This is a genomic window from Sphingomonas bacterium, assembly GCF_903644135.1.
In the GTDB taxonomy this organism is placed as follows: domain Bacteria; phylum Pseudomonadota; class Alphaproteobacteria; order Sphingomonadales; family Sphingomonadaceae; genus Sphingomonas.
The window spans coordinates 1-26,584 of the sequence record NZ_CAHJXA010000005.1; the positions used below are offsets into that span (position 1 = coordinate 1).

At 67.5% G+C, this 26,584-nt stretch carries 27 protein-coding genes and 1 pseudogene; 14 read left to right on the plus strand and 14 right to left on the minus strand.

Features of this window, described 5'->3' with window-relative positions; all coding sequences use genetic code 11:
• From HUU96_RS00780 to HUU96_RS00790, 3 genes are all read left to right on the plus strand, one after another.
• Positions 1–424: ATP phosphoribosyltransferase regulatory subunit (locus HUU96_RS00780; protein ID WP_174290962.1), on the plus strand; the 424-nt coding region annotated here is incomplete at its 5' end.
• Complete coding sequence (locus tag HUU96_RS00785) at positions 421–1,359, plus strand: ABC transporter ATP-binding protein (protein WP_174290963.1); 939 nt, start codon at positions 421–423, stop codon at positions 1,357–1,359. The genes HUU96_RS00780 and HUU96_RS00785, both read left to right, overlap by 4 nt.
• A complete protein-coding gene (locus HUU96_RS00790) occupies positions 1,356–2,123 on the plus strand; it encodes an ABC transporter permease (protein ID WP_174290964.1) in 768 nt (255 codons plus the stop codon). The genes HUU96_RS00785 and HUU96_RS00790 overlap by 4 nt, the downstream gene beginning before the upstream one ends.
• A gap of 555 nt (positions 2,124–2,678) precedes the next feature.
• Here HUU96_RS00790 and HUU96_RS00795 read toward each other — a convergent pair.
• The 4 genes from HUU96_RS00795 to HUU96_RS00810 all read right to left on the minus strand — a co-directional run bounded on the left by HUU96_RS00795 (position 2,679) and on the right by HUU96_RS00810 (position 8,261).
• Entirely contained in the window at positions 2,679–4,676 is a 1,998-nt protein-coding gene (locus tag HUU96_RS00795; protein WP_174290965.1) for a hypothetical protein, read from the minus strand.
• Positions 4,669–5,688: a TniB family NTP-binding protein gene (locus tag HUU96_RS00800; RefSeq protein ID WP_174290966.1), complete on the minus strand. Its 1,020-nt coding sequence runs from the start codon at positions 5,686–5,688 to the stop codon at positions 4,669–4,671. Before HUU96_RS00800 ends, HUU96_RS00795 begins: the two co-directional genes overlap by 8 nt.
• The gene (locus tag HUU96_RS00805; RefSeq protein ID WP_174290967.1) at positions 5,688–7,901 is read right to left on the minus strand and encodes a DDE-type integrase/transposase/recombinase; all 2,214 of its coding nucleotides are present in this window, start codon (positions 7,899–7,901) and stop codon (positions 5,688–5,690) included. Before HUU96_RS00805 ends, HUU96_RS00800 begins: the two co-directional genes overlap by 1 nt.
• Before the next feature lie 150 nt (positions 7,902–8,051).
• The gene (locus HUU96_RS00810; protein WP_174290968.1) at positions 8,052–8,261 is read right to left on the minus strand and encodes a hypothetical protein; all 210 of its coding nucleotides are present in this window, start codon (positions 8,259–8,261) and stop codon (positions 8,052–8,054) included.
• A 239-nt stretch (positions 8,262–8,500) separates the two neighbouring features.
• On the opposite strand from HUU96_RS00810, the gene HUU96_RS00815 reads away from it, so the two are divergent.
• A complete protein-coding gene (locus tag HUU96_RS00815; protein WP_174290969.1) occupies positions 8,501–8,785 on the plus strand; it encodes a hypothetical protein in 285 nt (94 codons plus the stop codon).
• A gap of 245 nt (positions 8,786–9,030) precedes the next feature.
• Here the strand turns inward: HUU96_RS00815 and HUU96_RS00820 are convergent, their stop codons facing one another.
• Together HUU96_RS00820 and HUU96_RS00825 are read right to left on the minus strand one after the other, a co-directional pair.
• Positions 9,031–9,312, minus strand: coding sequence for a hypothetical protein (locus HUU96_RS00820; RefSeq protein ID WP_174290970.1), 282 nt, complete (start codon positions 9,310–9,312; stop codon positions 9,031–9,033).
• 388 nt (positions 9,313–9,700) lie between these two features.
• Positions 9,701–9,862 carry a hypothetical protein gene (locus HUU96_RS00825; RefSeq protein WP_174290971.1) on the minus strand — a complete coding sequence of 54 codons (162 nt, stop codon included), beginning with the start codon at positions 9,860–9,862 and terminating at the stop codon, positions 9,701–9,703.
• A gap of 316 nt (positions 9,863–10,178) precedes the next feature.
• Between HUU96_RS00825 and HUU96_RS00830 the strand changes: the two genes are divergently transcribed.
• Positions 10,179–11,288, plus strand: coding sequence for a hypothetical protein (locus tag HUU96_RS00830; protein WP_174290972.1), 1,110 nt, complete (start codon positions 10,179–10,181; stop codon positions 11,286–11,288).
• Here HUU96_RS00830 and HUU96_RS00835 read toward each other — a convergent pair.
• The 3 genes from HUU96_RS00835 to HUU96_RS00845 all read right to left on the minus strand — a co-directional run bounded on the left by HUU96_RS00835 (position 11,285) and on the right by HUU96_RS00845 (position 13,149).
• Positions 11,285–12,343: a hypothetical protein gene (locus HUU96_RS00835; RefSeq protein WP_174290973.1), complete on the minus strand. Its 1,059-nt coding sequence runs from the start codon at positions 12,341–12,343 to the stop codon at positions 11,285–11,287. The two genes, HUU96_RS00830 and HUU96_RS00835, sit on opposite strands and share 4 nt — an antisense overlap.
• 272 nt (positions 12,344–12,615) lie before the next feature.
• Positions 12,616–12,864, minus strand: a complete 249-nt coding sequence (locus HUU96_RS00840; RefSeq protein ID WP_174290974.1) for a hypothetical protein — start codon at positions 12,862–12,864, stop codon at positions 12,616–12,618.
• A gap of 12 nt (positions 12,865–12,876) precedes the next feature.
• Positions 12,877–13,149 (minus strand): hypothetical protein, encoded by a 273-nt coding sequence (locus HUU96_RS00845; RefSeq protein ID WP_174290975.1) that lies wholly within the window; start codon positions 13,147–13,149, stop codon positions 12,877–12,879.
• Between the two features lie 519 nt (positions 13,150–13,668).
• Between HUU96_RS00845 and HUU96_RS00850 the strand changes: the two genes are divergently transcribed.
• Entirely contained in the window at positions 13,669–13,989 is a 321-nt protein-coding gene (locus HUU96_RS00850; protein ID WP_174290976.1) for a hypothetical protein, read from the plus strand.
• A gap of 227 nt (positions 13,990–14,216) precedes the next feature.
• On the plus strand, positions 14,217–14,618 hold the full coding sequence (locus HUU96_RS00855) for a hypothetical protein (RefSeq protein ID WP_174290977.1): 402 nt from the start codon (positions 14,217–14,219) through the stop codon (positions 14,616–14,618).
• Positions 14,619–14,634: 16 nt separating this feature from the next.
• Here HUU96_RS00855 and HUU96_RS00860 read toward each other — a convergent pair.
• The 3 genes and pseudogenes from HUU96_RS00860 to HUU96_RS00870 all read right to left on the minus strand — a co-directional run bounded on the left by HUU96_RS00860 (position 14,635) and on the right by HUU96_RS00870 (position 16,418).
• Positions 14,635–15,393 (minus strand): annotated as a pseudogene (locus tag HUU96_RS00860) (IS5 family transposase).
• Between the two features lie 60 nt (positions 15,394–15,453).
• Positions 15,454–15,717: a hypothetical protein gene (locus tag HUU96_RS00865; RefSeq protein ID WP_174290978.1), complete on the minus strand. Its 264-nt coding sequence runs from the start codon at positions 15,715–15,717 to the stop codon at positions 15,454–15,456.
• On the minus strand, positions 15,714–16,418 hold the full coding sequence (locus HUU96_RS00870) for a hypothetical protein (protein ID WP_174290979.1): 705 nt from the start codon (positions 16,416–16,418) through the stop codon (positions 15,714–15,716). The genes HUU96_RS00865 and HUU96_RS00870 overlap by 4 nt, the downstream gene beginning before the upstream one ends.
• 720 nt (positions 16,419–17,138) lie before the next feature.
• On the opposite strand from HUU96_RS00870, the gene HUU96_RS00875 reads away from it, so the two are divergent.
• Positions 17,139–17,468 carry a hypothetical protein gene (locus HUU96_RS00875; RefSeq protein WP_174290980.1) on the plus strand — a complete coding sequence of 110 codons (330 nt, stop codon included), beginning with the start codon at positions 17,139–17,141 and terminating at the stop codon, positions 17,466–17,468.
• Between the two features lie 157 nt (positions 17,469–17,625).
• Here the strand turns inward: HUU96_RS00875 and HUU96_RS00880 are convergent, their stop codons facing one another.
• Positions 17,626–17,871: a hypothetical protein gene (locus HUU96_RS00880; protein WP_368039721.1), complete on the minus strand. Its 246-nt coding sequence runs from the start codon at positions 17,869–17,871 to the stop codon at positions 17,626–17,628.
• Positions 17,872–18,084: 213 nt separating this feature from the next.
• On the opposite strand from HUU96_RS00880, the gene HUU96_RS15015 reads away from it, so the two are divergent.
• Together HUU96_RS15015 and HUU96_RS00890 are read left to right on the plus strand one after the other, a co-directional pair.
• Complete coding sequence (locus HUU96_RS15015; RefSeq protein ID WP_254604827.1) at positions 18,085–19,863, plus strand: hypothetical protein; 1,779 nt, start codon at positions 18,085–18,087, stop codon at positions 19,861–19,863.
• A 1,713-nt stretch (positions 19,864–21,576) separates the two neighbouring features.
• Positions 21,577–21,918: a hypothetical protein gene (locus HUU96_RS00890; RefSeq protein ID WP_174290982.1), complete on the plus strand. Its 342-nt coding sequence runs from the start codon at positions 21,577–21,579 to the stop codon at positions 21,916–21,918.
• A 706-nt stretch (positions 21,919–22,624) separates the two neighbouring features.
• Here the strand turns inward: HUU96_RS00890 and HUU96_RS00895 are convergent.
• Positions 22,625–22,906 carry an ArsR/SmtB family transcription factor gene (locus HUU96_RS00895; RefSeq protein ID WP_174290983.1) on the minus strand — a complete coding sequence of 94 codons (282 nt, stop codon included), beginning with the start codon at positions 22,904–22,906 and terminating at the stop codon, positions 22,625–22,627.
• A gap of 201 nt (positions 22,907–23,107) precedes the next feature.
• Here HUU96_RS00895 and HUU96_RS00900 point away from each other — a divergent pair, with 201 nt between their 5' ends.
• The 4 genes from HUU96_RS00900 to HUU96_RS00915 all read left to right on the plus strand — a co-directional run bounded on the left by HUU96_RS00900 (position 23,108) and on the right by HUU96_RS00915 (position 26,514).
• Positions 23,108–23,872 (plus strand): hypothetical protein, encoded by a 765-nt coding sequence (locus HUU96_RS00900; RefSeq protein WP_174290984.1) that lies wholly within the window; start codon positions 23,108–23,110, stop codon positions 23,870–23,872.
• 85 nt (positions 23,873–23,957) lie between these two features.
• Positions 23,958–24,845, plus strand: a complete 888-nt coding sequence (locus HUU96_RS00905; RefSeq protein ID WP_174290985.1) for a 3'-5' exonuclease — start codon at positions 23,958–23,960, stop codon at positions 24,843–24,845.
• A 59-nt stretch (positions 24,846–24,904) separates the two neighbouring features.
• Positions 24,905–25,705: a hypothetical protein gene (locus HUU96_RS00910; RefSeq protein ID WP_174290986.1), complete on the plus strand. Its 801-nt coding sequence runs from the start codon at positions 24,905–24,907 to the stop codon at positions 25,703–25,705.
• Positions 25,702–26,514 carry a hypothetical protein gene (locus HUU96_RS00915; RefSeq protein WP_254604829.1) on the plus strand — a complete coding sequence of 271 codons (813 nt, stop codon included), beginning with the start codon at positions 25,702–25,704 and terminating at the stop codon, positions 26,512–26,514. Before HUU96_RS00910 ends, HUU96_RS00915 begins: the two co-directional genes overlap by 4 nt.
• The last annotated feature ends 70 nt before the right edge of the window (positions 26,515–26,584 follow it).

Consider the following 26,584-nt stretch of genomic DNA (forward strand, 5'->3'; position numbering starts at 1 on the left):
GGGCGTGCTGACCAGCCGGCTCAACGGCCTCGCCGCGATCGCCGCGGCGCTGGCGGGACGGGTCCAGCTCACCCTCGACCCAACCGAGCGCCATGGCTTCGAATATCAGAGCTGGCTGGGCTTCTCGCTGTTCGTCGCCGGCGCGACGCGCGAGGTCGGTCGCGGCGGCACCTATACCGTCGTGCACGAGAGCGGCGCGGAGGAGGTTGGGGTCGGCTTCTCGGTCTACGCCGACGCGCTCGCCGCCAACCTGCCCTCGCCCGAAAGGCGGCGGCTGTTCCTGCCGCTAGGCACGCCCGCGGACATAGGCGAGGCGCTGCGCCGCGACAGTTGGGTGACGGTGGCGGCGCTGAGCGAGGGCGATACGCCCGAGGCACAGCTGGCGACCCATGTCTGGCGCAACGGCGCGGCCGAACCGCGATGACGCAGACCCTCCTCGCCATCGCCGGGGTGAGCAAGCGCTACCCGTCCGGGCTGGCCGCGCTGGAGTCGGTCGACCTCGACATCCGGCGCGGCGAGATCTTCGCGCTGCTCGGCCCCAACGGCGCGGGCAAGACCACGCTGATCAGCATCATCTGCGGCACGGTGCGGAAGACCGCGGGGACGATCACCCTCAACGGCCGCGACGTCGTGCGCGACTACAAGGCGGCGCGCGCGGCGATCGGGCTGGTGCCGCAGGAGGTCGCGGTCGACATCTTCGCCACCGTGCTCGCCACCGTCACCTTCAGCCGCGGGCTGTTCGGCCGCAAGCCCGACGCCGGCTACATCGAGCAGCTGCTGCGCGACCTGTCGCTATGGGAGAAGCGCGACAGCCGCATCATCGAGCTTTCGGGCGGCATGAAGCGGCGCGTGATGATCGCCAAGGCGCTGAGCCACGAGCCCGAGCTGTTGTTCCTCGACGAGCCGACTGCCGGCGTCGACGTCAACCTGCGCCGCGACATGTGGACGCTGGTCCGCCGCCTGCGGGAACGCGGCGTCACCGTCATCCTCACCACGCATTATATCGAGGAGGCGGAGGAGATGGCCGACCGGGTCGGCGTCATCGACCGCGGCCGCATCCTGCTGGTCGAGGACAAGGCGGCGCTGATGCGCAAGATGGGCAAGCGGCAGCTGACGTTGGTGCTGACGACGCCGCTGGCGGCGGTGCCGGGCGAACTGTCCGACTGGCCGCTGGAGCTGGCCGACGAGGGTCGCCGCCTGATCTACCGCTTCGACGGCGAGAGCGAGCGGCCGAGTGACCGGGGTGCGCCGGCGCTACTCGCCCGGCTCGGCGAGCTGGGCATCGCCTTCACCGACCTCGACATGACGCGCAGCTCGCTGGAGGACATCTTCGTCGACCTGGTGGAGCGCGCGGCGTGAGCGTCAATCTCGCCGGCGTCTGGGCGATATACCGGACCGAGATGGCGCGGACACTGCGCACCGTATGGCAGAGCATCGCCACCCCGGTCATCACCACCGCGCTGTATTTCATCGTCTTCGGCGGCGCGATCGGCTCGCGGATGCAGCAGGTCGGCGGCGTCGGCTATGGCGCGTTCATAGTCCCGGGGCTGATCATGCTGACGCTGCTCACCCAGAGCATCTCCAACGCGTCGGTCGCGATCTACTTCCCCAAGTTCACCGGCACCATCTTCGAGATCCTGTCGGCACCCCTGTCCTATGGCGAGGCGGTGGCGGCCTATGTCGGCGCGTCGGCGACCAAGTCGGTGGCGATCGGGCTGATCATCCTGGTCACCGCGACCTTCTTCACCGACGTGCGCATCCTGCATCCCGGCTGGATGGTCGCATTCCTGATCCTGACGGCGGTGGCGTTCAGCCTGTTCGGCTTCATCATCGGCATCTGGGCGAAGAATTTCGAGCAGCTAGCGATCATTCCGTCGATCATCGTCACGCCGCTGACCTTCCTGGGCGGCGCGTTCTACTCGATCGACATGCTGCCCCAGCCATGGCGCACGGTCAGCCTGTTCAACCCGGTCGTCTATCTGGTCAGCGGCTTCCGCTGGAGCTTCTACGGCATCGGCGATGTCGGCGTCGGCGTCAGCCTGGCCTTCACCGCTGCGTTCATGGCGGCGTGCCTGATCCTGCTATGGTGGATCTTCCGCACCGGTTGGCGGCTCAAGCCCTGATCGTGGTGCCCGGCGATCGATGGGATAATCGGACCCGCTAAGACCCATTCCGTATTTGTCTCGTGCAGAGAGTGAATCTGACGAAAGACCCACAGGGTCAGACCCACTTACGACACCGGCAGGCTCCTCGAAACCCACTAACGATTTTGCCGCCCGCTTCCCCCCCGTCCGGGAACGCGGGATGCAACGAACTGGTGTGGTGCGGTGTCCGTAGGCGGCCGCGTTCGTCGCTCTCACGAAGCGTCCACGCGCGTGGCTTTGCCGATGCCGCCCCATGCGCTCCGGCTTTGCCGACGCGGATCGTAAGGGTTTCGCATGGCTTTCCGCTAGTCTCCGACCTGGCGGCGCCGTCCGGCGAAGGACACCGAAGCTGCTGACACTGACGTGATGGCGGATCGGCACGTCACGTTCGTCGACGCGCAGGCCGCGCAATTGACGAGGTGTGCGGGGCACGCGAAGTATCTTACACCCTGCAAGTTCGGCTTCTGGCTAGTTCACGTCGTCCGCTTTGGAAGCAGTCGCGATTGCCTACGCGTCGCGGGCCCCACCTTTCAGCTACGCTGCTTCGGAAGCGGCGGTCTGATTTTCCATCGCCATCTCGACCTCCGCGCGGCACCAACCGAGGTGGCCCAGTCGAACCAGCCGATCCGGGCCGTTCAGGATGGCGGGCCTTTGCTTCCTTCCTTGGCCCCACCGAACGAGGATCTCGCTGCCGGATATGACGTGCAACGAGAGCGCGACCATGGCGGCCCGGTCGAAGCCGCCATCGACCGGTTTCGGCGTCTCCGAAGAGCCGACCGCGCGACTGAATACCGTGGGTTCGGCGTTCAGCAGCCGCTCGGCGTCACGCCCGTTGATCCGCGGGTCGAACGCGAAGGCGCGTCCCGGGTCGGGTGCGAAGACCATCGTCGCGAGCCTGCCGACGTCCGCGCTGGCGATGGCGACGCGGTTCATCAGGGGATCGCCGCGAATGAGGTCGAGCGTGAACGACAGGCAGCCGGACAACATGGCGGCGATGATCGGTCCCCAAGGTTTCTCGCGACCGCCGATCGTCATCAGCGCCCGATGTATCGGGATCGGATCGGCGACGGAATTGCTACGCTTCTCCTCAAGCCTCGTGATCAGGAGATCCAGGCTGGACCGACGTATCCGTCGCCGCTTCAGAGCAGCGAGCACGGTCTCATCGTCAATGGGCGTGATTTCGCCGACGCTGCACAGCTGTTCTATGCCGTGGTGCCCGATGCCGATGCGATTCGCCCCGGCGACGAGGGCGACGCCGTCCGCAAGCAGGGCGCCGATATGCTGGAAGTCCGCGGGATCGAACAGCTGATGCCGGTGGATGGTGCCGCCGTCGGATATCGGTCGCGCCGAAGCGTGTGCCCGGATTCGGCCAAACGTCTTCTCGGAAACGCCGAGGCTGCGGGTCATCTCGGCCGCGTTCGCCACGGACGGCATAACGGCCCGGACGGCTGCCCTCGCCGAGCGGACCAGGGCCGGCGCCGCCGCGTCTACCGCAGCCTTTACGGAAGGCCAGACGTTCCTTTTCGCGGTGATCCCGCGCGTGGCGGTGGCCAGCGCAACGTCCGCGTCGACGCAGCTGAGCCTCCGGCCGGCCAGTGCGGAATGCAGGCTTTCGGGCCAGGCGGTGAGGGCGGCGGAGCCGGCGGCGAGGATCGCCAGCCGTGTCTCGACGGGTAGCCGCTTGGCCTCGTTCCGCGCGTCGAGGCCGTGCTTCTCGAGCACGCATCCCATGCGCCAACCGAGTTCGAAGGCGGCTCCGCGGTCGAGCCCGCGAAGCGGCTCGGGCAGATTGGCGGCGGCTGCGGCGTGGCGCACCGGGTCGGGGTGGACCAAGTCGGCCATCAGGCGCGTGGCGTGCATTCGCTCCTCGCCGACGTATTCCGGGTTGTGGCCTCTCAGGTCTGCTCCACACCCGCCGCAGCGCTCGATCTCGATCGTCGCCCAGCCGAGCGCGGCGTTGCAGCCGGGACACCGGTCGACGAGCAGGTCGCCGCCGATCGGGCAGTGGGTCACGAGTCCGTGGTGTGCGAGGGCGGAGTGCAGGCGGCTCGCCGAGAGCCAGGAGAGGGCGAGCCGGCGCGGTCGGGCGACGAGGTCGTAGCGGGGGACGGTCGCGCCGTGGAACGCCACGCCGGGAAGCGTGTCGGTTATCTGGATCGGGCGGTAGCGGCGCGTCTCGACTTCGTGTCTCGGCAGGCGGGCGGCATGGGCGAGCCGCCCGAAGTCGACGTCGTCGCGCAGCGCGAGGTTCACATATGCGTGCACGAGGGGAGTGGAGGTCATGATGATGGGATTGATGCTCGACAGGTGGTCCCGCCTGGCGACCCGGCAGAGGAGTCCCATCAGGCTCTCCCCGACCTCGGCCTGGATCGCCAGACTCACGCGCGGCCCGGTTCGCGGCGCTTGGTCTGTGCGGCAAATCGCACAGGGGCATTGGTCCGCCAGCCGGTCGAGCTCGGCCTGACGTGCGGGCTTGAGCTTGCGGCCGCCTCTGTCGAGGTCGGCGGCGATGTCGTGCGCGGAGTCAGTCACGCTTCGCGCTCGTGCCGAAGCGGAACGGGTCGTGCGCCACCAGCTTCTGGGCGACGGCCCAGGTGGTGCTGGCGTTTGAGAGGTCGCACAGCTCGATCGCGTCCGCGCCGCGCAGGAACGCGCGGCGGCCCGCGACCTGCAGGAGAGTGACGACCCGCCCGAGGTAGCCGCTGGAGACGGCCATCAGGCAGTCCAGCGCGCGCTGATCGGCCAGGCATTCGCTCGTCTTGAACAGTTTGAGTTTGACCAGCGCCACGTCGTATTTCCCGACGAACTTCGCGAAGAGGCGCTGCTGGGCCGGGTTGGCGAGATTGAGCGGCTGGATGTCGCACGGCTCCAGCAGACGGTGGCTCAGCTGCTTGTTGGATTCTAGGAGCGTCCGAGCGTCCTCGTTCCCGAATAGCCCGAGGCCGACCTGCGCGTCGGAGATGAAGCGCTTGATGACGTCGGTCGGGGCGGAGAAGCCCTTGGACCGGTATCCGGCGTGCTGCACCTCATCGATGATGAGCAGGACGGTGCCGTGCCGCTCGAACGCCTCGTAGGCGCTGCGGCGCAGCCCCTCCTCGTCCTTCGAGCTGGCGAAGCCGTCTCCGTAGGCGGACAGGATCGTCGTCCAGAACCGGCGCGACGTGCACGCCTGTTCCAGCTCGATGCGGACGATCGGCTTGGTTCCGGCAGGGTATGTCCCGCGCCGGGCGACGATGCGGGCGAACTCGTCCGCCGACGAGCTCTTGCCGGCATAGCTCTCGGCGGCGTTTCGGACGCCGGTCTGGTGGACGCCCTTGCTCCCCAGCGCGATGACCATGTCGAGCGCCCTGAAGACGCCGACGTGGTTCGGGTTGTGGACAAAGATCGACCGGACGATCGGGATCCGCAACTTCAGCGCCGCCAGGTTGGCGGGGGTCTGCTGCGGGTCGGGGTTGCCGGTCCGCGGGAGGATTTCGCCGGGCGCGAACGCACCCGGCGAATTGGTCGGGGCCTGCTTGCTGGCCGGGGTCTTTTTGGCGGTCATCACTTGTATTCCTCGTCGCCGGCCTGGTCGTCGTCGACGGGCGGCATCTCCACGATGGGGTCGGTGCCGCCGAAGGCGGGTGTGTGGTCGTCGCCGTCCTGCGCTTCCTCGTCCGCCGGCTCGGAGCCGTCAGCCGCTGGATTGGCCCCGCCGAAGCCGGGGCGGCTCGGCGCGCGGTCGAAGTCCTCGCGATCGTGGGCCGGAACCTCGTGCTCGATGATCGGGCCCATGCCGTCGTGCCGCGGTTCCGCCTCGGCGTAGACGACCTCGGCTGCCGGCGCTCCGGCCGCATCCGCGCCCATCATCCGGGCCATGGCGCGGCGTTCGCGGGCGTCCATGTCCGGGAAGGCATCCCGGATCGTCCGGTTCAGCTCGTCGCGGGCGGGGAGCCGCTCGGCAACGGTGTTGAACGCGAGCGACTGCCGCTTCGACCAATCCTGGATCTGGCGGTGCTGCCACAGGGTCAGGCCGGCCGCGTATTCCTCCTGCGTGTTCGTCAGGCGCACCCAGTCATCGCCGACGAAGACCTGGATGTGCAGCATGTCTTCCGGATTGTATTTGATCTTGGTCGTAATACCGACGGTCGCGTCGAGCCGCGTGGCGTGCGGTTCGCTCGCGCCGAGCTTTCGGATCACCTCATCGACGCCGTCCTTCCACTGCATGCCGAACATGCGAACGCCGCCGTTGGCCGTGACGCGCTTGCCGTGGACGGTGACCCCGGTGACGATGTCGAACCGGCGTTCGTCGAGGATCATGTCGCGGCCGTGGGCGAGGGCGCTGCGCTGCCACTTGTCGAGCGGGGCGGCGTCGATCCCGGAGTGGTGGCTGATGTGGTAGAGGTAGAGGAACTCGGCGATCAGCGCCTTGAGCTCGGTTATCGTGACGATCGCCTCCGCGGTCGGGTCGATCCCGAGCTTGCGCAGGATCGACGGGTCGAGCGTGGCGCCCGGCAGCTTGTCGATCAGGAAGGTGTTGAACGTGCGGAAGAACCGCTCGATCATCGCCTTGTGGCGGGGCGCCTTCACCGGCGTGAGCTCGTGCGTGATGCCGAGGTCGAGGAGCATCTCGCCGAAAGCGGGCGCGATGTAGTTCGTGCCATTGTCGGTGACGATCCTGCTCGGCTTGCCGTTAAGCGTGGTGAGGCCGGGATACCGGGCGCGCCGGTCGGGCCGGACGTCGAGCTTCGGCGCGTTCGCCATGCGCAGGCACTGGGCGGCGGTCTGGACGGTGGGCGGCTGGAAGCCGACGGTGAGTCCCAGGACGACGCGGCTGTGAACGTCCATCAGCACGCACAGGTAGGGCCGGCCGGCGATCATGCCGCGGTCGGCGTCGAGACAGGTCACGAGGTCGACGACGGTGTCGTCCATCATCGCGACCATGAGGATGCGCGACGCGTTGATCCCTCTACCCGACCCGTCGTATTTGCGGCGCGCGGCGTCCTCGCCGAACTTTTCGGCGTAGGTGTCCCGGCATTCCATCTCGGACACGCGCCGGCGGATGGTTTCCTTGCCCGGCATGTCGAGCTGATGTTCGTCCGTGCCGGTCCGGCGCAGGTTCTCGGCGGTGACGCGCGTCACCACCGCCGCCAGCACGTCGACGTGCTTGACGCCGCGGTTGGCCCAGTAGCGCGGGCGCTCCTCTTGGATGATCGCCTCGACGGCAGGATCGAGCCGCGTCTCGCGCGGCACGCGGCCCGACATGCTCATCATGTCGGTCAGCTCGATCGTCTCGGTGCGGCAGCGGCCGAACCAGGTGCGGACCGTCTCGGTGAGCGGACGTTCGCCGAACTCCGCCACCATGTCAGCGTCCCAGATCTTGTCGATCACCGCACTGAGGTTGGGGTCGCTCTGACCGACGTTGCGCTCGAGCAGGCCGAGCATCAGGCGGAGGCGTGCGGCGGCGAACGGATCCTTCGCCATGATCTCCTCACGGTCGTGCAGCGACGCCACCTTACGCGCCGGGGCGACCGGGCCGTTGGCGTCGGCTACCTTGCGCATGCCCGCCTGTAGTTCGCGCTCGAGCCATCCCTTGTCGGGCATCGTCATCTCGCCCGTCTCCTCGTCCTCGACCCGGTAGGTCGCGCCGCTCGGGAGCGTGATGACGTGGAGGAGCTCGTCGCAGAGTTCGCGCTCGATGAGCAGCTTGACCCCGCTGGTGGTGAGGAAGGTGGAGCCGAGGACCCCGTTGATATCGGAACGCGTGAAGTGCTTCATGATGTTTCTCCTGGCGCGGCGGTGCCGCGCCTGTCGTGGTGGGTGCATCGGACGACGGGATCGTCGCGAGCACCGGGGGGCCACGGCAGCCGGGGGCACGGGCGGGGCAGGGCACGTCCGTGCTGCGATTGAGGGCGGCAGGGCAGGCCTTCACCGCCGGATGCTCGGCATGGCGAGCGGGAGCGGGGGCACGGCGCGGCACTCGCTGCGGTCGCCGAGCCTGGCGTCGAGGTCGATCTCGACGACGCGGCGGACCATGAGCGCGTAGGCCATCGAGCGGCCGTTGACCGGGTGCAGGATGGCGGCGAGGTTGCCGAGGGCAATGGGCCCCTTCGCGAGCGTGGCGGCGGTTCGGGCCACGAGGTGGTCGGGAACGTGAACGAAGCGGACGCCTGGACCTCGTCGACGTTCTCGCGGCGCCGGGCCGACCCGGCGTGGGCTAGGACATACCTCTCGTATCCGTAGCCCATCGCGTCGGCGATGACCTGGCCGAGGAATGTCTGCCTGCGCCCGTCCTCGGTGCGGAACCCGGCCCAGTCGCGCTTGGCGTCGATCAGCACGCGGGTGCCGTCCGAGCGAAGGTTGGCGAAGTCGGGGATGTGGACGTGCCAGCCGTCCTCGAGCAGCACCTCGCCGCGGCACGGCTGGGCGATGGCGTCGACGATCTCGACCTCCACCTCCTCCTGCGGGATGCGAGCCAGTTCGGCGCCGGCCTCGCCGAAGCGGGCGCGCCGTGTCTTCCTCGACGGATAGCCGCCGGTGCGGACCGTCTTGCGGCCGGTGATCTGCCCGCGCAGCTGGTCGCGATCGGTGGAGCGGACGATGACGACCTTGTGAACGCGGGGTCCGTCGAGGCGGTCGGGGTTCCAAGGTCTGTTGGCTGACCCGGCCGGCGAAGCCGGCCAGTCCCACTGGGCAGGGGACGGCAGCGGGCGACCGATCGGCGCGCCGGTGTGAAGGGGGGGCATCTGCTTCTGGCTCCATGCGGAGAGAGCGTGCGTCGGCGTTCCGCCGACCGCAGGGCACGGTCTCGGTTAGACCGGGCCTGCGACCCGGATCGGGGCGCGCAGATGCGCGCCCGATGTCGGGATCGCCGCCGCCCCGCCTCAGGCGGGGACGGCGGTCGTCGTCAGATGCTGATCAGGTGCCACCCCGTGATCATGCGGGTGCGCTCATCCATATCCATGGCGACGGTGGGCAGGATCGGCGAACCGTCGGGACGGCTGATGAGCGTGTTCAGCACCGCGACCTCGGCGTGGGTCAGCCTGTTGGCGCGGCGGAAGCTCCGGCCGGTCAGCACGCGGTCGGGATTGAACAGTGCGCCGCGTGAGAGGCTCGCGCGCCCGCGGGCCTTCATGGCCTTGTGGCCGTTGCGGTCCTCGGTGTTGCGCGACATGCGGTGGGTCTTCATCGGTCGGGTGTCTTTCCAAAATCAGTTTTGTCGGGAGAAGTGTCGTCGGGCCGGGCCTTCAGGACTGGCGGATGGCGACGCCGGTCGGCGGCAGGATCAGGGCCGTCATGCCCACTCCGGGTCGATGCCTGTTCCATGGACCGGATGTGTCGAGTGGCTTCGGCGGGGCCCCATGTGCGGGACGAAGTGGTCGGCGTAGGCTCCGGCGGGTGCCTTGCGCATGGCGTATCGTTTCCTGCGATGATGCTTGCTGCTCATGTCATTCTCTTTTCGGTGGCTGGTGACCGGCATGCGGTTGAAGGGGTGCGTGTGGTCGAAGGGGGGATGCGCGGGGTTGGTCGTGACCGGGCGGCTTACGGGGGTGCCTGGGCGGAGGCGGTCGCCACGCTCACGCCTTCGGTATCCCGTCGCGGCGCTGCGCGACCCGGACGACGCCCTGCTGGAGCTTGCGGGGGCCGTGCCGACGCATCCCGGCCCGGCGGGCCTCGGCGGCCATTACCCTCCTGAAGACCGTCAGGATCTTTGCTTCGATTTCAAACATTTCGATCATCGTCTTAGTTCTCACGGCAGATTGACTAATCGTGATGTGGTCGCGAATGTTGAATGGCGCAAGCGATATTTTAGTCATAGCGTCGTGAAATCTTGTGGAGTTTTGAAGTTAAGTATCGTAGGCCGCGGAAATGGCGGGTGGCGGGAAAGGCGCGTTAAGGACGAAAGGTGGGCCGGGCAGCCGGAGCGCGGCCGCGGACGCGTCTCTCCGAGAGCCGGATGCTGGCGAATCGGCCACGGTCGCGGCGGAAGCGGCCGGATCGGCGATCCCCAAAACGGACGTCCCCGACTCGCCGGTCGATCTGGAGGCGCTTCTAATGCGGCCGCCGTCCGAGGAGGAAACGCGGTCGTGGGCTGTGCTGTCACCCGTGCTGCGCAGGCGGGCGGTCGACCGCGTCGTTCTGCTGCGGCGCTGGTGGGGCGAGCGCGACGGGCTGACCGCGAAGGAGGCGGCCGCGATCGCGGGCGTGATCCCCAACCGCTTCTACCAGATGGCGTCCGCGTGGAAGCGCGCGCCGGGCCTCGCTGCGGTGGGTGCCTTCGCGGGGACGCCCGCGCCACGCCCCCCCCGCATACATCCCATCGTCAACGCCTCCCTGCAGGCGAACGTGGTGCGGGTCGTGGCCGAGGGCGGCGGCAAATCGGTCGAGGCGATGCGCCGGCGCCTGGAGGAGCTGGTCGCCGCCGACCTACGCGACCGCCCCTCGACCGCGGTCGACGGGTCCGTCGCGGAGCTGGCGGTCCCCTCCCCGACGATATTGCGCGCGGTCGTCACCCGCGAGCTGAACCGGGTAGGCGAGGCGCAGCTGCTGGGCGAGTCGATCGCGATGGATTGCTGCCCGACGACGATGCGGTCGCCCGAGGGCATCCCCTGGGCCCTGTTCGCCATCATCGACCGCGGGACGCTGCGGATTCTTGGCACTTCCGTGGGATCGCTCGACGAAAGTGTGGAGGGTTATTCGCTCGCCGCCAGACGCGCGCTGGTCCTCCTTGCCCCCGGCGCGCCCGTCATGGGGCCCTGGGCGCGCCGCACCCGGCGCGTCGACATGGTCGTCGGCGAGGACGGCCCCGCTTGCGAAGCGCTGATCACCCGCTACGCGCAGGTCGGGGGTGCCATCGAGTTCAAGCCCGTGACGCGCCCGAGAAGATTCGGATCGCTGCTGCGCAGGTATCTCGGCGACCGGATGGGCCGCGTGGATCTCCGGCCCGGCTGGGCGGCGTCGCCGCCGCCGCCGATGTCGGATGGCGACGAGACGTTCGCGCGGTGGGATGCCTTGGCGCGCGCGGACTTCGAAATGCTGGAATGGAACAGGACGAAGGTGATCGAGCGTGCGGCCGCTGGCGAGGTGCGTCCGCCGGACGACCTCGTGGCGCTGATCCGCCTCCTAGTCGGCTTCGGGGGGATCGACACACGAGGATCTCGCTAGCCGCGCCTGCGGGCGTTGTGCGCCGCGACCGCCAGGTCGACCGCTGCGACGGCGTCGGCCGGCGACAGCGGCCTCCATGGTCCGGGCGCCCGCGTCGCATGGCCCCGGTGCCGGATCGGGATGCTGTCGATGTAGCTGCCGAGCATGGTCGACAGAAGCGTCGAGCGGCTCGAGACTTCGATGCGTGCGTCTTGCGCAATTACGAGGGGAGGCGGAGCGGCATTCGGCTCATCGCCGACAGCGTCCTGATCGACGGCGTCCTGATCGACGGCGCCCTGATTGACGGCGCCTTGATTGACGGCGTCGGCGAGAGGGGCGGCGACGAGGATCCGTCCACCAGCTCGCGCAGCCAGGTCGCCCAGAAGCGTGCGCGCCTCCGCCACGACGTCCTCACCGATCACCATGCGATGGCCGACGATGATCCCGCCGGGCCGTTCCACCGCGAGGACGAGTTCGGGCGCATCCACGGTCCCGCCGTTCAGGGCCACCGGCAGGAGACAGCTGACCACCGCGACGGCGACGTCGTCGGCTTTGCCGGTCGTCCCGCCTGTCGACGACTGGCGCGCGCGCATCATCATCTTGTGAACCAGGCCCGAGGACGGCGGTGTGACGTCCGCTGCGGCGCATTCGGATCGGACCTCGGCGAGCACGTCGGTGAAGCGCGCCTCCGTCCCCCGCGCGTCGATCACGCGGGTTATGATTGCCTGCGCCGCCGCGGCGATCGCTTGCGCGTGCCGCGTATCGCCGCGCCGGGTGGAGTGGCCGCTCACGAGCCGGGCGTCCCGGTGCCGCTTCCATGTCGCGACAAGGCGGTAGAAGTGCGACACGGTCGTTCCCATCCGCGCGGCCGCGGCTAGCGCCTCGTGGCGTGGGTGCCGCCCGTTCGCGCACCACGCGCGCAGGATCGCGACGCGCTCGCGCGTCTCTGCCCAGTGGACCGGGTCGATGCCGGCCAGATCGACGTCCGCTGTGGTCGCCGCTTCCTCAATGGATGTGGTTGTCACGGGCGTGCGCCTCCGGCCGGGCGCGACGCGCCCGTTTTCGATCTCGTTCATTTCGTTTTTCCCTTTTTCGGAACGGTCGGGTGATCGCCGGCCATCGGGCCGGACCGGGCTGCCTCCCCGCGCCGACCGACGCATGCGGCACCGGTCGTCCGCGGATGTCGCCGCCGTGCCGTTCTCATGATCGGCAGCCGGTCCTTGGCGCGGCTGTCATGCGGCGGGGCGATCCCGGCCGCGGTCTACCGAGGTTTCCGGGCGTCGGGTCTATGGCGTCGGGAATGCTGCACTCTGGTGGGCACTGCCGGGAGCGCCGCACCTGCTCATGCTCAGCGGACGGTCGGCCTTCCGCGGTTGTGGATCGCGATGGCGCCGGCGACCGTCAGTTCGGCATCGTCCATCGAGACCGGTCTTGATGCGCGAGCGGAGGACATTCCCCCGAAGCGGTGGAGGATGCGAAGTTCGCCTATCTGGTTGCCGAGACAGGTGGAGAGGTTGCTGTTCGTGGCCGAGACGATCACGGCGCCGGGTTCGGCGGTCTTGAGCACGTCGAGGTCGACCTTCAGCCGGCGGTCCACGACGACCGTCCGTCAGTGCCTGGACCCGAGTGCCTCGCCGACCGTTTCCATTGCTGCGGCGTCCAGCCCGAGGTCGGTGACGAGCTGGTAGGCGGTGATCACGCGTTCGGGAACGCGGACGGCGAGCAGAAGATGGGGCGCCTGGCACGTTCCGCCCGTGGTGGCGACGGGCACCTGCGGCGACGTCCACGCCACCAGCAGTTCGGGTTTGGCGCCACGACCGGACGCGGCTTCCTGGGCGCGGGTCAGCTGCTGGTGCACGGTGCCCGTCGAAGGTATCGGCATGCAGGCGGCGACGCAGCGCCGCTTCGCCTGGCTCTCGATCGCTTCTGCGTGACGCCGAGCAGGGTGGGGTCGCGCTTGTCGGCCCAGGACTGGGCGAGCCGGCGGAACCGCAGGGAGACTCCCATCCGGGCGGCGAAGCTCCGGGCGCCGCCGACGACGCCCCGCCCGCTCCGGTGGTATTCGTCGAACAGCCTGATGCGGCGACGCGCCTCCTGATGTCGCGTCGGGTCTATGCCCAACAGATCTATGTCGTCCATTTCACTTGTCTCTTCTGTATTTGCCCTTGCGACCCGAAGCGTCGCTGGTCCTTCTCCTTCTCGTGCCGCGTGGAGGCTGGAATCGACGATCCGGTGTCCGCGTCGAACCGCACTGTCTCACCGTCGCTTGCCCCGCCAGCGGCGGCTGCCTTTTCCAGAAGGTCACGCTATTCGATCACCTTCACGCCCGTGGCGCTGCGCGCTGACGTCAACCTCTTGGAAACGAGGTGTTCGCTATCGTCGTGGCCGAGGGAGAAGAGGAATGCAGGCATTCAGGATAGACCTGGACGGCGTGACCGAGGTTGATCTGGCGGACGACTTCTTAGTGGCGTCGGGCGTTATGTGGGATTATTTCGAACTCGACGCCAAGCATGTGGTTTATGTTGACGACATGGGTATGTTTGCCGAGCGTGTCGATCTCGCGAGCGTGGGCCCGAATCGCGCCACGCCTCTACCGGCCTATGTGCTGGGTGTGGATGGCGAGGACACCGTCGGCGCGACGATGTCCTTCGCGGATGTCCGCGCGCTGGTTCCCAACGTCAGACCCGGCGCGAAGCTGAGCTTCAGCGTGTCCAACGGCTAGGGGCTGACGGGCACCGGCCGATGGCGATGGCCGGACGTGTCAGCTCCGCGGGGAGCGGATGCGACCGCCGTCGCATTCTCATTACTCTCACGACAATCTCCGTTGCCAACCGATGTCCGTGCTGAGAACCGTCCCGGTCCGATGGATCAGTTCAGCCGGTGCCGCCGCGGATGCCACTGGTCCCGTCGGCGTCGGCCGTTAAACCCGCTCATTGAGGGAGGGGTTCGATGCCCAGGCAATACAGCCACACCGAGTGCTTCGAGTTCTTCGGGACGGTGCCGCGCAACACGCGCTGGAGCTGGTCCGGCCGCAGCGCCGACGGGAAGGATGTGTCGGTCACGCTGTGGCAGGACCGCTTCGACGAGAAGGGCCGCGTCTATCGCAGCTGGAAGACCGACCGGCCCGGCGAGTGGAAGTCGAGGCCGGGCTTCGTCGAGCTGATCGAGAACCTGGCGGTGGCGCGCGACGACGCCAACGGCTTGGTCCACGTCATCTTGGCGCAGGCGCGTGACAAGGACGTGTCGCCGCGGTCGATCGCACGTTGCTTCCCGCAGCCGAAACTCAAGATGCGCGTGGTCGAACTGGACGAGGACGAGGGCACGTTCGTGCTGGAGCGGGTGGACGTTTAGGCTCAGGACTCGTTGATCACAGCCAGAAGATGACGGTGGCAGCGAGGGCGACAGCGGAGAAGAAGACGGTGGGACACCGGTCGTAGCGGGTGGCGACCCGGCGCCAGTCCCTTGAGGCGTCCGAACATGATCTCGATGCGGCTGCGGCGCCTGTATCGGCGCTTGTCGTATTTGACAGGCTCGTTGCGGGACCGCCGACCTGGGATGCAGGGCTCGATGCCCTTGGCCTGCAAGGCGTCCCGGAACCAGTCGGCGTCGTAGCCGCGATCGCCGAGCAGCCACTGCGCCTTGGGCAGATCGTCAAGCAGGGCTGCCGCGCCAGTGTAGTCGCTAACTTGCCCGGCGGTCATGAAGAAGCTCAAGGGCCGCCCGTCCGCATCGCTGACGGCGTGCAGCTTGGTGTTCATGCCGCCTTTGGTGCGACCGATCAGGCGGCCAAGACCCCCTTTTTAACCCGCAGGCTTGATGCCGTGCGGTGTGCCTTGAGGTAGGTCGCGTCGATCATGACGGTCTTCGGGTCGGCGCTTGCGGCAGCCAGCCCTTCCATCATCTGGAGGAAGATGCCCTTCTCTCCCCATCGCTTCCACCGGTTGTACAGCGTCTTGTGCGGACCATAGTCCTTCGGCGCATCACACCACCGCAACCCGTTGCGGTTGACGAAAACGATGCCGCTCAGCACCCGCCGGTCATCGACCCGCGGCTTCCCATGGCTCTTGGGAAAGAACGGCCGCAGTCGCGCCATCTGCTCGTCAGTCAGCCAATACAGGTCGCTCATCCGGGGTCTCCTCAAGGAGCCTGAATCAGATCGCGGCACTCACATCAATGGGTCCTGACCCTAGAGCAGTTGGACCATGCGGTTGGGTGCTGGCGTGAGCCGGTAGCGCCTCACTTCGATGCCGAGCTTCTTGAGGCATGGGGCTATTCCGGCCGGCAACTGACCTTCTGGAATCACCAATTTTCGGATGATGCCGTCGTTGGCGTCCGCGGAATGGGTGACCAGCTGGCCTATTGCGGTGTAGAGCGACTGCCGATCGCAGCCCGTCTTCACCTCGTAGATCTCGGTCATCGCGCCATTGGCTTTCACCATAAGGTCGATCAACGGGCTATTGAGCACACGCTCTTTTTTCCGGCGCTCGCCTCGCACTCGACCCGCAGCGCCTCCACCACATCGCCGTGATAAGACACGTAGTCGAATTCCGCCCGGCGGCGACCCTTGCGGCGACCCGAGCTCTCGCTTCTGAACTCATCCCATTCGGCGATTGAGCGCTTTGCCGCGTCGTTTTCCAGATCGCCCTGCTTAACCGCGGCCTTGAAGTCACGCACTATCTTGACGAAGCGCCAGATGCGGCCGGCGAGGTCGGGATCATCGACACGACCGATGATGATGCCGGCACGCTCTTCGCCATCGGTCCGTGCGACATCCTCAAGATCTAGGCCCGACCAGGTCATGAAGGCGCTGCGCCCGACGCCCTTTTTGCCACCGCCGACGCTGCCGTCATGCATCAGGTAGGTCGCGCCGGCTGCCGGATCGTGCGCGAAGAAGCCGGCGACGGACGCTGCGTTGGATGTCGTCGGGATGTTTATCTCGACGGTGATGACCTGCGCGTGACGCTTGAAATCATAGACGCCGAACGCATTCCATCTACGCGGGATCTTGGCGTCTGCGGCGTTGGAGAAGGCAGCCCAGAGTTGGCCGTCGCCGTTCGAGTAGAGCGTCTCATCGACGTTTCCGCTCGGAAAGCCGATGTTCTTGGTGCCAAGCCGTTCAAGGTGCGCCATCACCGACGCTTCCAGCAGCATCTGTGCGTCGCGTTTAGCCGCCTTGCTCTCTACAAGTATCAACACCGGCACCCCCTCGACGTTATCAGGAGGGCGAGCCGGGCTCCGCCGATATATTGCCCACTTTTCCCGTTCATCGTAGCCCTGAAGTATCGATCTGCGGTCTCGACAGGCAAGTTGCACGAAGGTTGGTCCCTTGTCGATTGGGCGTCGAGCACCATGTATCGCTCACGCCAGGGAGCATCGCAGGTCCCAACGGCAATTTGGCGGAAATGCGCGCCGCCCTGCGTCGTCCTACCGGCGTGGAACGCAGATCGACGGGGTCGCGCAGCCCCGCTGCATTCGGCACGACAGTGTCGTTTCCCCTGCGCGTGGAGCCTCAAGATGGCGAAGCGCAAAGAGTTTGACGGTTGCAGTCTATGCTTGGACGAGAGGTTCATCCGGCGTCGATGTCCAGACTGCGTAGATGGCATCTACTGGGAGGATGGCGGTTCGCGCCACTGTCAGCGGTGCATTCGTGACCCGGGCGTGGTCGTTGCGGACTGCCCTGACCCGTCTCACTGGTAATGCATAAGGGGAGCCGTCGACCATCAGGTCGGCGGCTCTCCACCTATCGCTGATCGCGGAAATGCATTTCAATTTACGCCTCTTCGACACCGGTCTGGTATGATGGGTCTCAACCAGATTGGAGGAATACCATTGCGTTACGAAGATATTGTCGGACCCGGCAAGGCACGGAAGTTGATCGACCGCATCGAAGACTTGAATGAGGGCAGGAAGACCGTTGACATCGGCAAGGGGCAGAAGATTGCGGTCGACACCCCCCATGTGAAGGGCCAGCAGTTCCACGCCCATCTAGACGACGATCGCGTCGTCAACATCGACGGCACGCTCAGCCATGGCGGCAAGCCTTTCCGCGCGACGAAACGGGAAGTCGAGGCGCTCCGCGGCTTCGACTTTAAGTTTGCCAAGAACCGGCTGGTCGAGAGTGAGGGTGACGACGCGGTGACCGTCACGCTCGATAGGGCGTTGGTTGAATTGCTGCTCGAGTTGAAGCGTCGTCTCGGCTGACCGAGCAGCGGCGCGGATGTCGCGCGGCCATGCCGTCATCCCGCCGGTCGGGGTGGCGGCATCAACCACCACTCGATCCGTTATGCGGCGGCGCACGCGATCAAGCGCGATGCGCCTAGCTATGTGATCGGCAGGACGAGCGCTCTGATCCAGCGCTTCAGCAAAAGTCGCGCCTCCTGACCTTGATGCCTTCGACCGGGTGGCCCGGCACGATCCCCGACCCCAGCCGCAAGTCTGGGATGTAGATGTCGCGCGGTCCCTTACCGAGCGGACGCTCGGTGGGATCGCGCGGGTCCGGCCCCATCCCGTGCTTCACCACGTCGGCGCGGCTTACGCGGTAGATGTCCGCGATGTCGGCCCGCCCGCCGACGGCGGCGAGATGACGCCGGCCCAGTGCATCCACCGCCGCTCGCGGACGCTGTCCGCGGCAGGAGGAACGGGTTGGACACTTCCCGATCATGCCCCTCACCGATCGTCCGCCCGACTGGTCGCGATTGACTCCTGCGTCAAATGTCGTCGAGGGGGATCGCGTTCTGGGAGACGCGATCGTCCACGGGGATCTGATAGTCCTTTGCGAAGTCGACTGTGCGTATGGCGGGGAGGGATCGGCTAGGCCATGACTGTCAGGTCTGTCGTCAGGCGCCGTCCGGGCCCCGCCATCGTGGTCGCGGCGGCCCTGCTGTTGTCGCTGATCATGGTCTTCCGCGTCCAGCTGGCGAGCGGGTTCGACCTCGGCTTCGGCGATCGGGCCGATGGTCTTATCGAGATCGCGATCCTTGAGCATTGGCGGAACGTCTGGACGGGACACGCGGGTTGGACGCTGACGGGATACTTCCACCCGCATTCCGACACGCTCGGCTACAATGATGGCTATTTCCTCTACGGCGTGACCTATTCGCTCTGGAGGATCATCGCCGACCCGTTCCTCGCGGATGGCCTGAACGTCCTGGCATGGAAGGCCTTCGGGTTCCTCGCCGCGTTCCGGCTTTGCTCGGCGACCTTCCGCTGGGACTGGCGGACGGCGTGCCTCGTCGCGACGCTGTGGACGGTGTCGAACAATCTCTTCGTCCAGGCGGGTCACGCGCAGCTGGCCAGCGTCGCGCTGCTGCCGTTCGTGCTGACGCTGGCGACGTCGGCCGCGCGCAACGAGATCCGGGGCTCGCGATGGAAGGCTTGGCTGGGTGTGGCCGCGCTGTCGGCGACACTCGGCGCGTGGCTTCTGACGTCGTTCTACATGGCGTGGTTCACGCTGTTCTCCGCCTGCCTCTACGGAAGCGTGTGGCTGCTTCTCGGCGGTCGCCGAGCCGCAACGAGGATGTTCTCCGTCGGCCGGGAGCACGCCGCGACATTGACCTGGAGCGTTCTCTCGCTCGCCATCGCCGTCGCGCCCTTTGCAGCGGTCTACCTTCCCAAGCTGAGGGAGAGCGGCGGAGAGAGCTATGCTGAAATGCGGCGCTATTTGGCGACGCCGCTGGTCGACATGATCAACGTCGGACCCGGCAACTACGCCTGGGGCTGGATGTTCGCGGCCATTGCAAACGCGGCGGGGCGGCTGTTCCCGTCTGATCCCCGACTCGCCGAGAGGGTGTTCCGGGGAGAGCACGAGGCGGGCATTCCAATCGTGACCTTCCTCCTCTTCGCAACCGCCGCATGGTTCCTGGGCGTCAGGCGACGAACCGCAGCGGGCGAACCGGTTTCCCAGGCTTGGCGCGTTCTCGCGATCTGCACCGCGGTCGGATGGCTCCTGACGTTCCAGATGGGGGCGCTGTCACCGTGGGGCGCGGCCTACTGGCTGGTTCCCGGGGCACGCGGCATACGGGTCGTCCTGCGCTATGAGCTTTGGCTGACTCTCCCGACCCTCCTCGTGGCGGCGGCGGCGTGGCGTGATCGGCTCGGGCACCTCCGCACGCGTCGCCCGTGGTTGTGGGCGCTTGCGATCGCGACGCTCTTCGCCGAGAATCTGACCTCTGAGAGCGCCGCGCGCCTGCAGCGGTCCCGGCAGACCGCCGCGTTCGACGCGGTGTCGGCGCCGCCCGAGGGCTGCCGCGCCTTCTACGTCGTCTCCGCGAGGCGGTCCGCCGAGCTATACCGGGGCGGCGGCTTCGATGCCGTCTACCCGCACAACGTCGATGCGATGTTCCTCGCCCAGAGGTGGCGTGTTCCGACGGTGAACGGCTTCTCCACGTTCACCCCGCCGGACTGGGCGTTCGCTTCGCCGACGGCCGGCGACTACGACGCGCGGGTGGCACGCTACGTCGCCAAGTGGAGGATGGACCACGTCTGCCGCCTCGACATGCGCTCGCGGAGTCCGTGGCGTGTGTTGGCGGCGCCGGGGTCCGGCGATGCGGGGGCATCTTCCGGGGGCGGAAGTCCCGGGGGACGCTCTCCCCGGTGATGGTCCATGGGCCGGCGAGCATGCGCCAGGCGCGATTTGCGGGCTGAGGGCTCGGTGCGGAGGGTCGTGGCGCTCCGTCGGTCCGGAGTCCGCGCGTCGGTAGATGTCGACCCACACGTATCCAAGGGGGAAGCGCACCGGTGCCTTGTAGCCGCCGCGCGCTATTAGCCGGAGAACCTGGGCGCGGCGTGCGGGATCCGCACCGGTGAAGGGCCCCTCGATGGTTACAAATTCTGGCCGTTGAGCGAAGACGCGGTCTAGCTCGGTCGCCTGATCCACGCCGATCGCGCCCGCCTCGCGGGCGATCTGCAGATGGGAGGGAAACATCCACCGGGTAAGCGGGTGGCGTCCGGTGAAGGTGTGGAACGCCGGATGAAGCATGTCGGTGTAGATGGTCCCGGGACCCGATCCGATGAACCGGACCATGGCCGCGAACTGCGCCGGCGTTCCGCGGTGCCTGAGTTCCGACGAGAGCACGATCTGTCCAGCGATCGAGGCGAGGATCATCGCCGGTATCGCCAGCCACCGCCCCGATCTCCTGTAGCCGAAGACGGCGGCGGTTCCGAGGGTTCCGGGCAGCATGACCGGCAGCGTGTAGTGGTTGTACCAACCACCGAAGGCAACGAAGCCCGCGAGGGCGACGGCGAGCCAGCCGTAGAGGAACAGCCGCTCGGTGCGCTGTCGCGGGTTGCCCCTCGCCGCGCCGATGCCGAGGACGGTGAGGGCGACGAGCGGTCCGAGCAGCTCGACCGCGGTCTCCGCGTTGTCGATCTGCATGGCCGCCGGGTCGGGATGGCGCATCAGGACGGATCGGAAGTTCGCGAACATGAAGTCCTGGCCATGTCCGTCGGCGACGAACCAAGCGGTCGCCGCGGCGGTCGGCAGCAGGGCGACGGCGGCGAGGACGGACGCGAAACCGATGGTGCGCGCGATCGATCGCGTCGCCCGAAAATCGCTCCACATGAGCCACAGGCCGAACCAGACGCCTTCGAAGACGACCGAATACTTGATTTGGATCGCGACGCCGACGAGCGCCATCGCCATTACGCTCCGAACCCGCCTATTCGGCCCGTCCGCATGCAGAACCAGGAGGACCGCCCCCATCATGGGTAGATCGTAGAGGACCGGCGACTGGCCGCCCTGTCCGTCGGCGAGGTTCAGCCAGAGGACGTAGAGCACGGCTGCGACGAGAGCGCCCCGACCCCAACCCACTCGGCGCGCGGCGGCGACCATCAGGAATGCCGTGCCGACGACGAACGCGAGCGCCATCGCCTGGTAGGCGTCGACGCTCGCCATCGGGGGAAGCGCGGCGGCGGGCATGTAGAGGAGGAAGAGTCCGACCGGTTTTCGGTCCCACATGTCCACGTAGGGAAGCGCGCCGTGCCACATCCTCCCCGCGACGTAGAGGTAGAACTCCTCATCGCTGAAGATAATGGGGTTTCCGAACGTGCGGATTCTGGCGAGCAGCGCCACGATTGCCAGGACCGCCAGGACCGTCGGGGTCGACCATGGCGCCTCGGCGTCGCCGGCTGCCGGGGGCCGTCTCGTGTTGGGTCTGATCATCCGACGCTCGTAGACGGCGCAATCGGCGGACGCGAGTCGCGGCGACGGTTCCGGCGCGGCCGGCGGAACTTCCATCGGCTCGCCTCCATCGCCCGATCTCCCGATCGCGAGGGGGCATGGATCCCGGACGGCCTCGGGACGCGTCTGCAGATGCGCCTGCTTGATCGCGCGGTGGTCTGCGGGGTATCGGTATGTCGTCGGTTCGCATTCTCGATCCCGGCGCGTCGATGGGCGTTTCTGAAGCGGGGTTTGGAGATGGCGCGGTGCGATGAGACGACGTCGGCGGATGATCCACCCGCAGTTGGTCGCCGTCCGATCGGCAGATTCGGGATCACCGCGCTCGTCGCCGTGCCCGTCGCGCTCGGTGCCAGCCTGTCGTTCGCGTATTTCGATCTCACCGAGGTATGGAACATCGTGTTCACGATCGGTCTGGTGACGGTTGTGTCGGCGGTGGCCGCCCACGACATGATGAAGGAAGACGATCTGGCCTGAATTTCGGATGGAGGAGGGACGGCATCATCGGTGGTGGCGTTTCGCGATGGCGGTCCTGGTGGTTAGGTTTCCGCCCCCGATCGACCTGACGTTCCTCATGCTCGGTCCATGGTTTGGTTCGGCGTCGATGCGCCGGCCAGGTCGACGGATGGTCGGATCGATGGGCTGGTGTTTCCGCGGGAGGCATTCCGGGGCGAACGGACGGTATAATCCGAGGTCGAGATGAGCTTGATCGCTTAGAATCCGCATTGCCGGCTCACATCGTGATAATCGGCATTGCCGCGTGCACGGCGGTGTACCGTCCGAGCTTGTCGGAGAAGCTGTCGTCGCGCTGACGCGAGTCAACTTGGGCGGCTATCCAGAAGGTGCGGCGCAGGCGGGTTTTGCCACACTCGGCTCAGAAGCGCGACAAGGCCGGCAACGTGATCACCGACATGGTCCGCGAGCGGGCAGTCAGCTTCGATTGAAACGACGCGATCCGGTTCTCGAAGGAGCCCACACTCTTCTCGATCTTCACTCGGTAGGGCGCGCAATCGTCGTCAGGTTCACCTGCGCCATAAGAGTGTAATATCGCCAGCCAAGCGCTCAGATGGACACTTCTGCCGTGCGAAAACGTGGCAGCGCCACCGCTGGACGTGACGGTGAGGCGCCATCTGGTTCGGTCGAGAGAGTTCAAGATCGCGCTCGGCGGCCGCACGGCGTTTGGCTAACGTCCCGCCTTCCCCGTGGTGCGGCAGGCCTGATCAAGGAAGTCCCGCAGTTCCGTGACCGGCTCGATCATCGCCCGGTAGACGATGCTGCGCCCTGCCTTAGTCGATCCGACCAGCCCCGCCCGCGAGAGGATCGCGAGGTGTGCGCTCATCGCGCTGGGCGCGGCGTTGCTCGCCGCGGCGAGGTCGCCTGCGGCCATGCCGTCCGGCAGCGCGGATACGAGTCGGGTGAAGACGTCGAGCCTGGTGGGCTGCGACAGCGCCGACATCACCTGCATTGCCTTCATGTTTTCCACTCCGCTACTCTAAGGTGTCTCGTGCAGCCATCAAGCGCTTGCACATGCGCGGCATCGTTACCGATCCGCTTACCTTACTTTATTTCGCGAACCATTGAAACAAAGGACTGAGACAGTATATGGCTGTCGCCGGTGCTTCGTCGCCACGCTCCGGCGAGGAAGGAAGGCGACAGGAGACATTCCATGTCCTTGATGACCGCGTTTGCGAACGACACCATGAATGCCGAACGGCTCGCGCCATTTCAGCTGCCGGGCGCCACTCCGCGGATCTACGTCGATCCGCTCGACGATGACGCTCCGTCCGACGACGTGGTGGTCACCACCCGGCGCGCGATCTCGCGCGTCGCGCTGGTCGCCACTGAAACCGGAAGCCGGTTCCAGCGCGAGGGCGTGTCGCACGATCCGATGACGTGGATGATGGCGCCGCGCGCGCTGTTCGGCGGAGCGAGCGCGATGGAGGCTTGTCTCAAGCGCGACGCCTGCATGCGCGGCATCCTTCTGCACGGATTGTCGATCGGGCTCGACGCCGACCCGATCGAGATCGATGCGCTGGTCGACGAGGGCGAGCAGGATGGCGGCATCGACTGGACGCGCGATCCCAACATTCCGCACAGTCCGAACTCCATTGCGCCTGGCGACGAGCCGCCGCGCAGCGAACCGCGTCTCTTCACGGCCACCGTCGTCGCGTGTGACGGCTTCGAGACGGTCCAGGCGTTCCACGCCTCGATCGCCACGGAGGAGGCCGAGATCGCCGGCCGCCTCTACATGCGCATGGGCGCGGCGATGGCGGACGCGGTGATTGTCGAGGGTTTCGACCCCGGAGCGCCGCTCGTCGCCGCGCTCGTCGCGCCCGCGCTGTGCGACACGCTCGCGCTGGTCGCCGCCGATCCGTTCTCGCCGCTCGCCGCCGGCCTCGACCTGAACGTCGAGCAGCGCTTCCTGGGCTGAGCCCTGTCACATCGCGGCGTTCCCGCCGCCGGCCCTGACCTTGGCCGGCGATCGACGCCGCGCGTCCCGAGAGGAGGAGGATCACATGATCGATCCGATCATCGACGAAACCTGGCTCGCCGCGATCGAGGGTAGCGACGACTATCGCCTGCTGCGCCGCCTCGAGGTGCGCGAGAGCCGCACCAACGTGGGACGCCGCGACGGCACCTCGATCGCGGTGGTGCTCGACACCGAGACGACGGGCGTCGGCGAGGAAGACGTGATCATCGAGCTTGCGATGCGCCGCATCCGCTTCGATCCCGACGGGATCATCGTCAGCATCGACAAGCCGTATGCCTGGCTCGAGGATCCCGGTCGGGAGATCCCGGCGGACGTCGGCAAGCTGACGGGCATCACCGATGAGGAGCTGCGCGGCAGGTCGATCGACGAGGGCGAGGCGCTGCGGCTTCTCAATTCGGCGGAGTTCGTCTGCGCCCACAACGCCAGATTCGATTTGGGCATGCTGGTGAAGCGCCTCCCCGAAGCGGCGGGGCTGGCCTGGGCCTGCAGCCAGAACGATGTCGACTGGCGCGCAAGCGGTTTCGAGGGCGGCCGTTCGCTGGGGTGGCTGCTCGGGCAGATCGGACTCTTCCACGGTGCCCACCGAGCCGTCGACGACGTCGACGCGGTGATCGCGCTGCTCGGGCACGGGCTGCCGTCCGGCCGCACCGCTCTCGCGGAGATGGTCGAAACCGCGCGCGCCCCATCATGGCGCTTCCGCGCCGTCGGCGCCGCCTTCGACGTCAAGGATCGGCTGAAGTCGCGCGGATACGGCTGGAACGCAGAGGCGCGCGAGTGGCGCCGCGAGGTCCGCGACGCCGACCGCATGGCCGAGGAGTGGTGGCTGGCCGGTCAGGTCTACTGCGCCGACGCCTGCCCCCGCGCGCTCGGCCCCATCGTCGAGCGCGTCGACTGGCGCGGCCGCTACGCCTGAACCGAAGCCCGCGCCGTCATCCGGACGCGCGCGGGGAAGCAGCGAGAAGGAGAGAAGTAATGTCGACTGGCAGTAGGAAGACCGCGCGCGGGAGCAGGGCGAAGCCGCCGTCGGCCACCGCGCTCGTCCCGGTGGCTGCGGTCAATTCGCTCGCCCGGGTGCCCGACGCGGCCGGCGGCGAAGTGGTTCGGGACGGTGGCGTCATCATGGTGACCGGCGTCCCCTACGTCGCCCATGGTGCCGTCATTCCAGCGAGCGAGGTGTTCTTCGACGCGGATGCCAGGCCCGCTGGTGATGGTCCCTGGCTGGGCGAGGCCGACAAGGTGGCGTGGCGTGATCCCGCCACGGGTTACGACTGCATAATTCTCCGTTCCCAACCCGCAGGATTCCTCGGAGGCTACGTAGGTGTGCCGCCGTCTCATCCGCTCTACGGGTTCGCGTGTGACGCGATTCCGGCTGATATCGGCATCGAGGTCCATGGTGGCATCACCTACGCCAAGATGTGTCAGGACGGTCCTGCTCCCCGGCATCCCGTGCGCTACGAGGCGCGTCGCATCTGTCACCTCGCGGTTAGCTACCGCCCGATTGGCGCGACGGACCAGCACGTCGAGCACGCACACGCATGGTGGTTCGGCTTCACCTGCGACCACGTCGCGGACGTGGCGCCGGGCGACGTCCGCCATGCGTCGCGGGGGGCGGCTCTGGGCGTGGCGCAGACGTATCGGGACGATGCCTATGTGCTGGGCGAGGTGCGGAACCTCGCCGCGCAGCTGCGCGCGATCGCCGATGTCGAGCCGATGCCGGCGCGCGTCGGGCCGCCGCTGCCGCCGGCGTCGCTCGATCCGAGGCGTCGTTCGTGACGGCCAGCCGATACGAGCGCATCCGCTCCGACCTGCCGTGGGGCTGGTGGATGCGCTCCGGTCCCCGCGGCCTGGAGGATGGCGAGGGCGGCGTCTGGGCGGACGTGCGGACCGCCTTCTGGGAGGGTCGGCTCGGCATGAGGTCCGGCCACCTCGCCCGGGAGCAGCAGGAGATGCTGCTGCGCGTCCTGACCTCGATGGGCACCCGCATGGTCGAGCGCGGCGAGGAGAGGCAGGATCTCTTCGGCGGCGACGACTGGTTCTGGCGGTTCTACATGTCTTGGCTGAGTTCCGTCGGCCTGACCGAGCAGACCACCCACTTTTCGGTGGTAGGGACTATCACGGATGAGGGACGCGCGGTCGCCCGCATGCTGGCGGCGACACGCGAGCCGGCCTGGGCCGACCTGCCGCTGCGAGAGCTGGTCGAGGCGGTGCGCCGCGCTGACCGAGGGGAGGCCGACGACGCCCGCGAGGTCGCGCTGCGGGCGTTCGAGCGCGGCCTGACGCCGCTGCCGCACGTCTTCGCGCGCGAGTGCGTCGGCCGCGTGCACGTCCTCACCCTCACCAGCATCGATCTGGCCGATCGCATGCCGACGAGGCGCGTCGTCTGGTCGGCGTCGTTCCAGGACGAGCGGCCACGCGACGACCTGTTCGGGTGGCTGGCCGAGCGCGTCCACCGCTGGGAGGATTGGGGCGGGATCGCTCGATCAAAGGGCGCGGCTGCGCTGACGACGCATTTTCTCGCGCTTCTCGTGGTCAGTCCGGTCGGTGCCAGCAGGCGGGGAGATGCATCGGGAGCGTCGTCTTGAAGGGGTGCCGCCGGCCCGGCGCGCTGACCGCCGTCGACCTGCTCCGGCTGCGCGCCGCGCGTCGCGAGGC

What these genes read in the sequence shown, in the direction of transcription:
- HUU96_RS00825 (WP_174290971.1), bottom strand. Translation starts at nt 9,862, where the DNA reads ATGATCGAAATGTTTGAAATCGAAGCAAAGATCCTGACGGTCTTCAGG.
- HUU96_RS00785 (WP_174290963.1), top strand. Translation starts at nt 421, where the DNA reads ATGACGCAGACCCTCCTCGCCATCGCCGGGGTGAGCAAGCGCTACCCG.
- HUU96_RS00845 (WP_174290975.1), bottom strand. Translation starts at nt 13,149, where the DNA reads ATGCCGATACCTTCGACGGGCACCGTGCACCAGCAGCTGACCCGCGCC.
- HUU96_RS00835 (WP_174290973.1), bottom strand. Translation starts at nt 12,343, where the DNA reads ATGAACGAGATCGAAAACGGGCGCGTCGCGCCCGGCCGGAGGCGCACG.
- HUU96_RS00820 (WP_174290970.1), bottom strand. Translation starts at nt 9,312, where the DNA reads ATGAAGACCCACCGCATGTCGCGCAACACCGAGGACCGCAACGGCCAC.
- HUU96_RS00900 (WP_174290984.1), top strand. Translation starts at nt 23,108, where the DNA reads ATGTCCTTGATGACCGCGTTTGCGAACGACACCATGAATGCCGAACGG.
- HUU96_RS00830 (WP_174290972.1), top strand. Translation starts at nt 10,179, where the DNA reads ATGCGGCCGCCGTCCGAGGAGGAAACGCGGTCGTGGGCTGTGCTGTCA.
- HUU96_RS00890 (WP_174290982.1), top strand. Translation starts at nt 21,577, where the DNA reads ATGCGCCTGCTTGATCGCGCGGTGGTCTGCGGGGTATCGGTATGTCGT.
- HUU96_RS15015 (WP_254604827.1), top strand. Translation starts at nt 18,085, where the DNA reads ATGACTGTCAGGTCTGTCGTCAGGCGCCGTCCGGGCCCCGCCATCGTG.
- HUU96_RS00895 (WP_174290983.1), bottom strand. Translation starts at nt 22,906, where the DNA reads ATGCAGGTGATGTCGGCGCTGTCGCAGCCCACCAGGCTCGACGTCTTC.
- HUU96_RS00855 (WP_174290977.1), top strand. Translation starts at nt 14,217, where the DNA reads ATGCCCAGGCAATACAGCCACACCGAGTGCTTCGAGTTCTTCGGGACG.
- HUU96_RS00800 (WP_174290966.1), bottom strand. Translation starts at nt 5,688, where the DNA reads ATGACCGCCAAAAAGACCCCGGCCAGCAAGCAGGCCCCGACCAATTCG.
- HUU96_RS00870 (WP_174290979.1), bottom strand. Translation starts at nt 16,418, where the DNA reads ATGCTGCTGGAAGCGTCGGTGATGGCGCACCTTGAACGGCTTGGCACC.
- HUU96_RS00905 (WP_174290985.1), top strand. Translation starts at nt 23,958, where the DNA reads ATGATCGATCCGATCATCGACGAAACCTGGCTCGCCGCGATCGAGGGT.
- HUU96_RS00805 (WP_174290967.1), bottom strand. Translation starts at nt 7,901, where the DNA reads ATGAAGCACTTCACGCGTTCCGATATCAACGGGGTCCTCGGCTCCACC.
- HUU96_RS00850 (WP_174290976.1), top strand. Translation starts at nt 13,669, where the DNA reads ATGCAGGCATTCAGGATAGACCTGGACGGCGTGACCGAGGTTGATCTG.
- HUU96_RS00910 (WP_174290986.1), top strand. Translation starts at nt 24,905, where the DNA reads ATGTCGACTGGCAGTAGGAAGACCGCGCGCGGGAGCAGGGCGAAGCCG.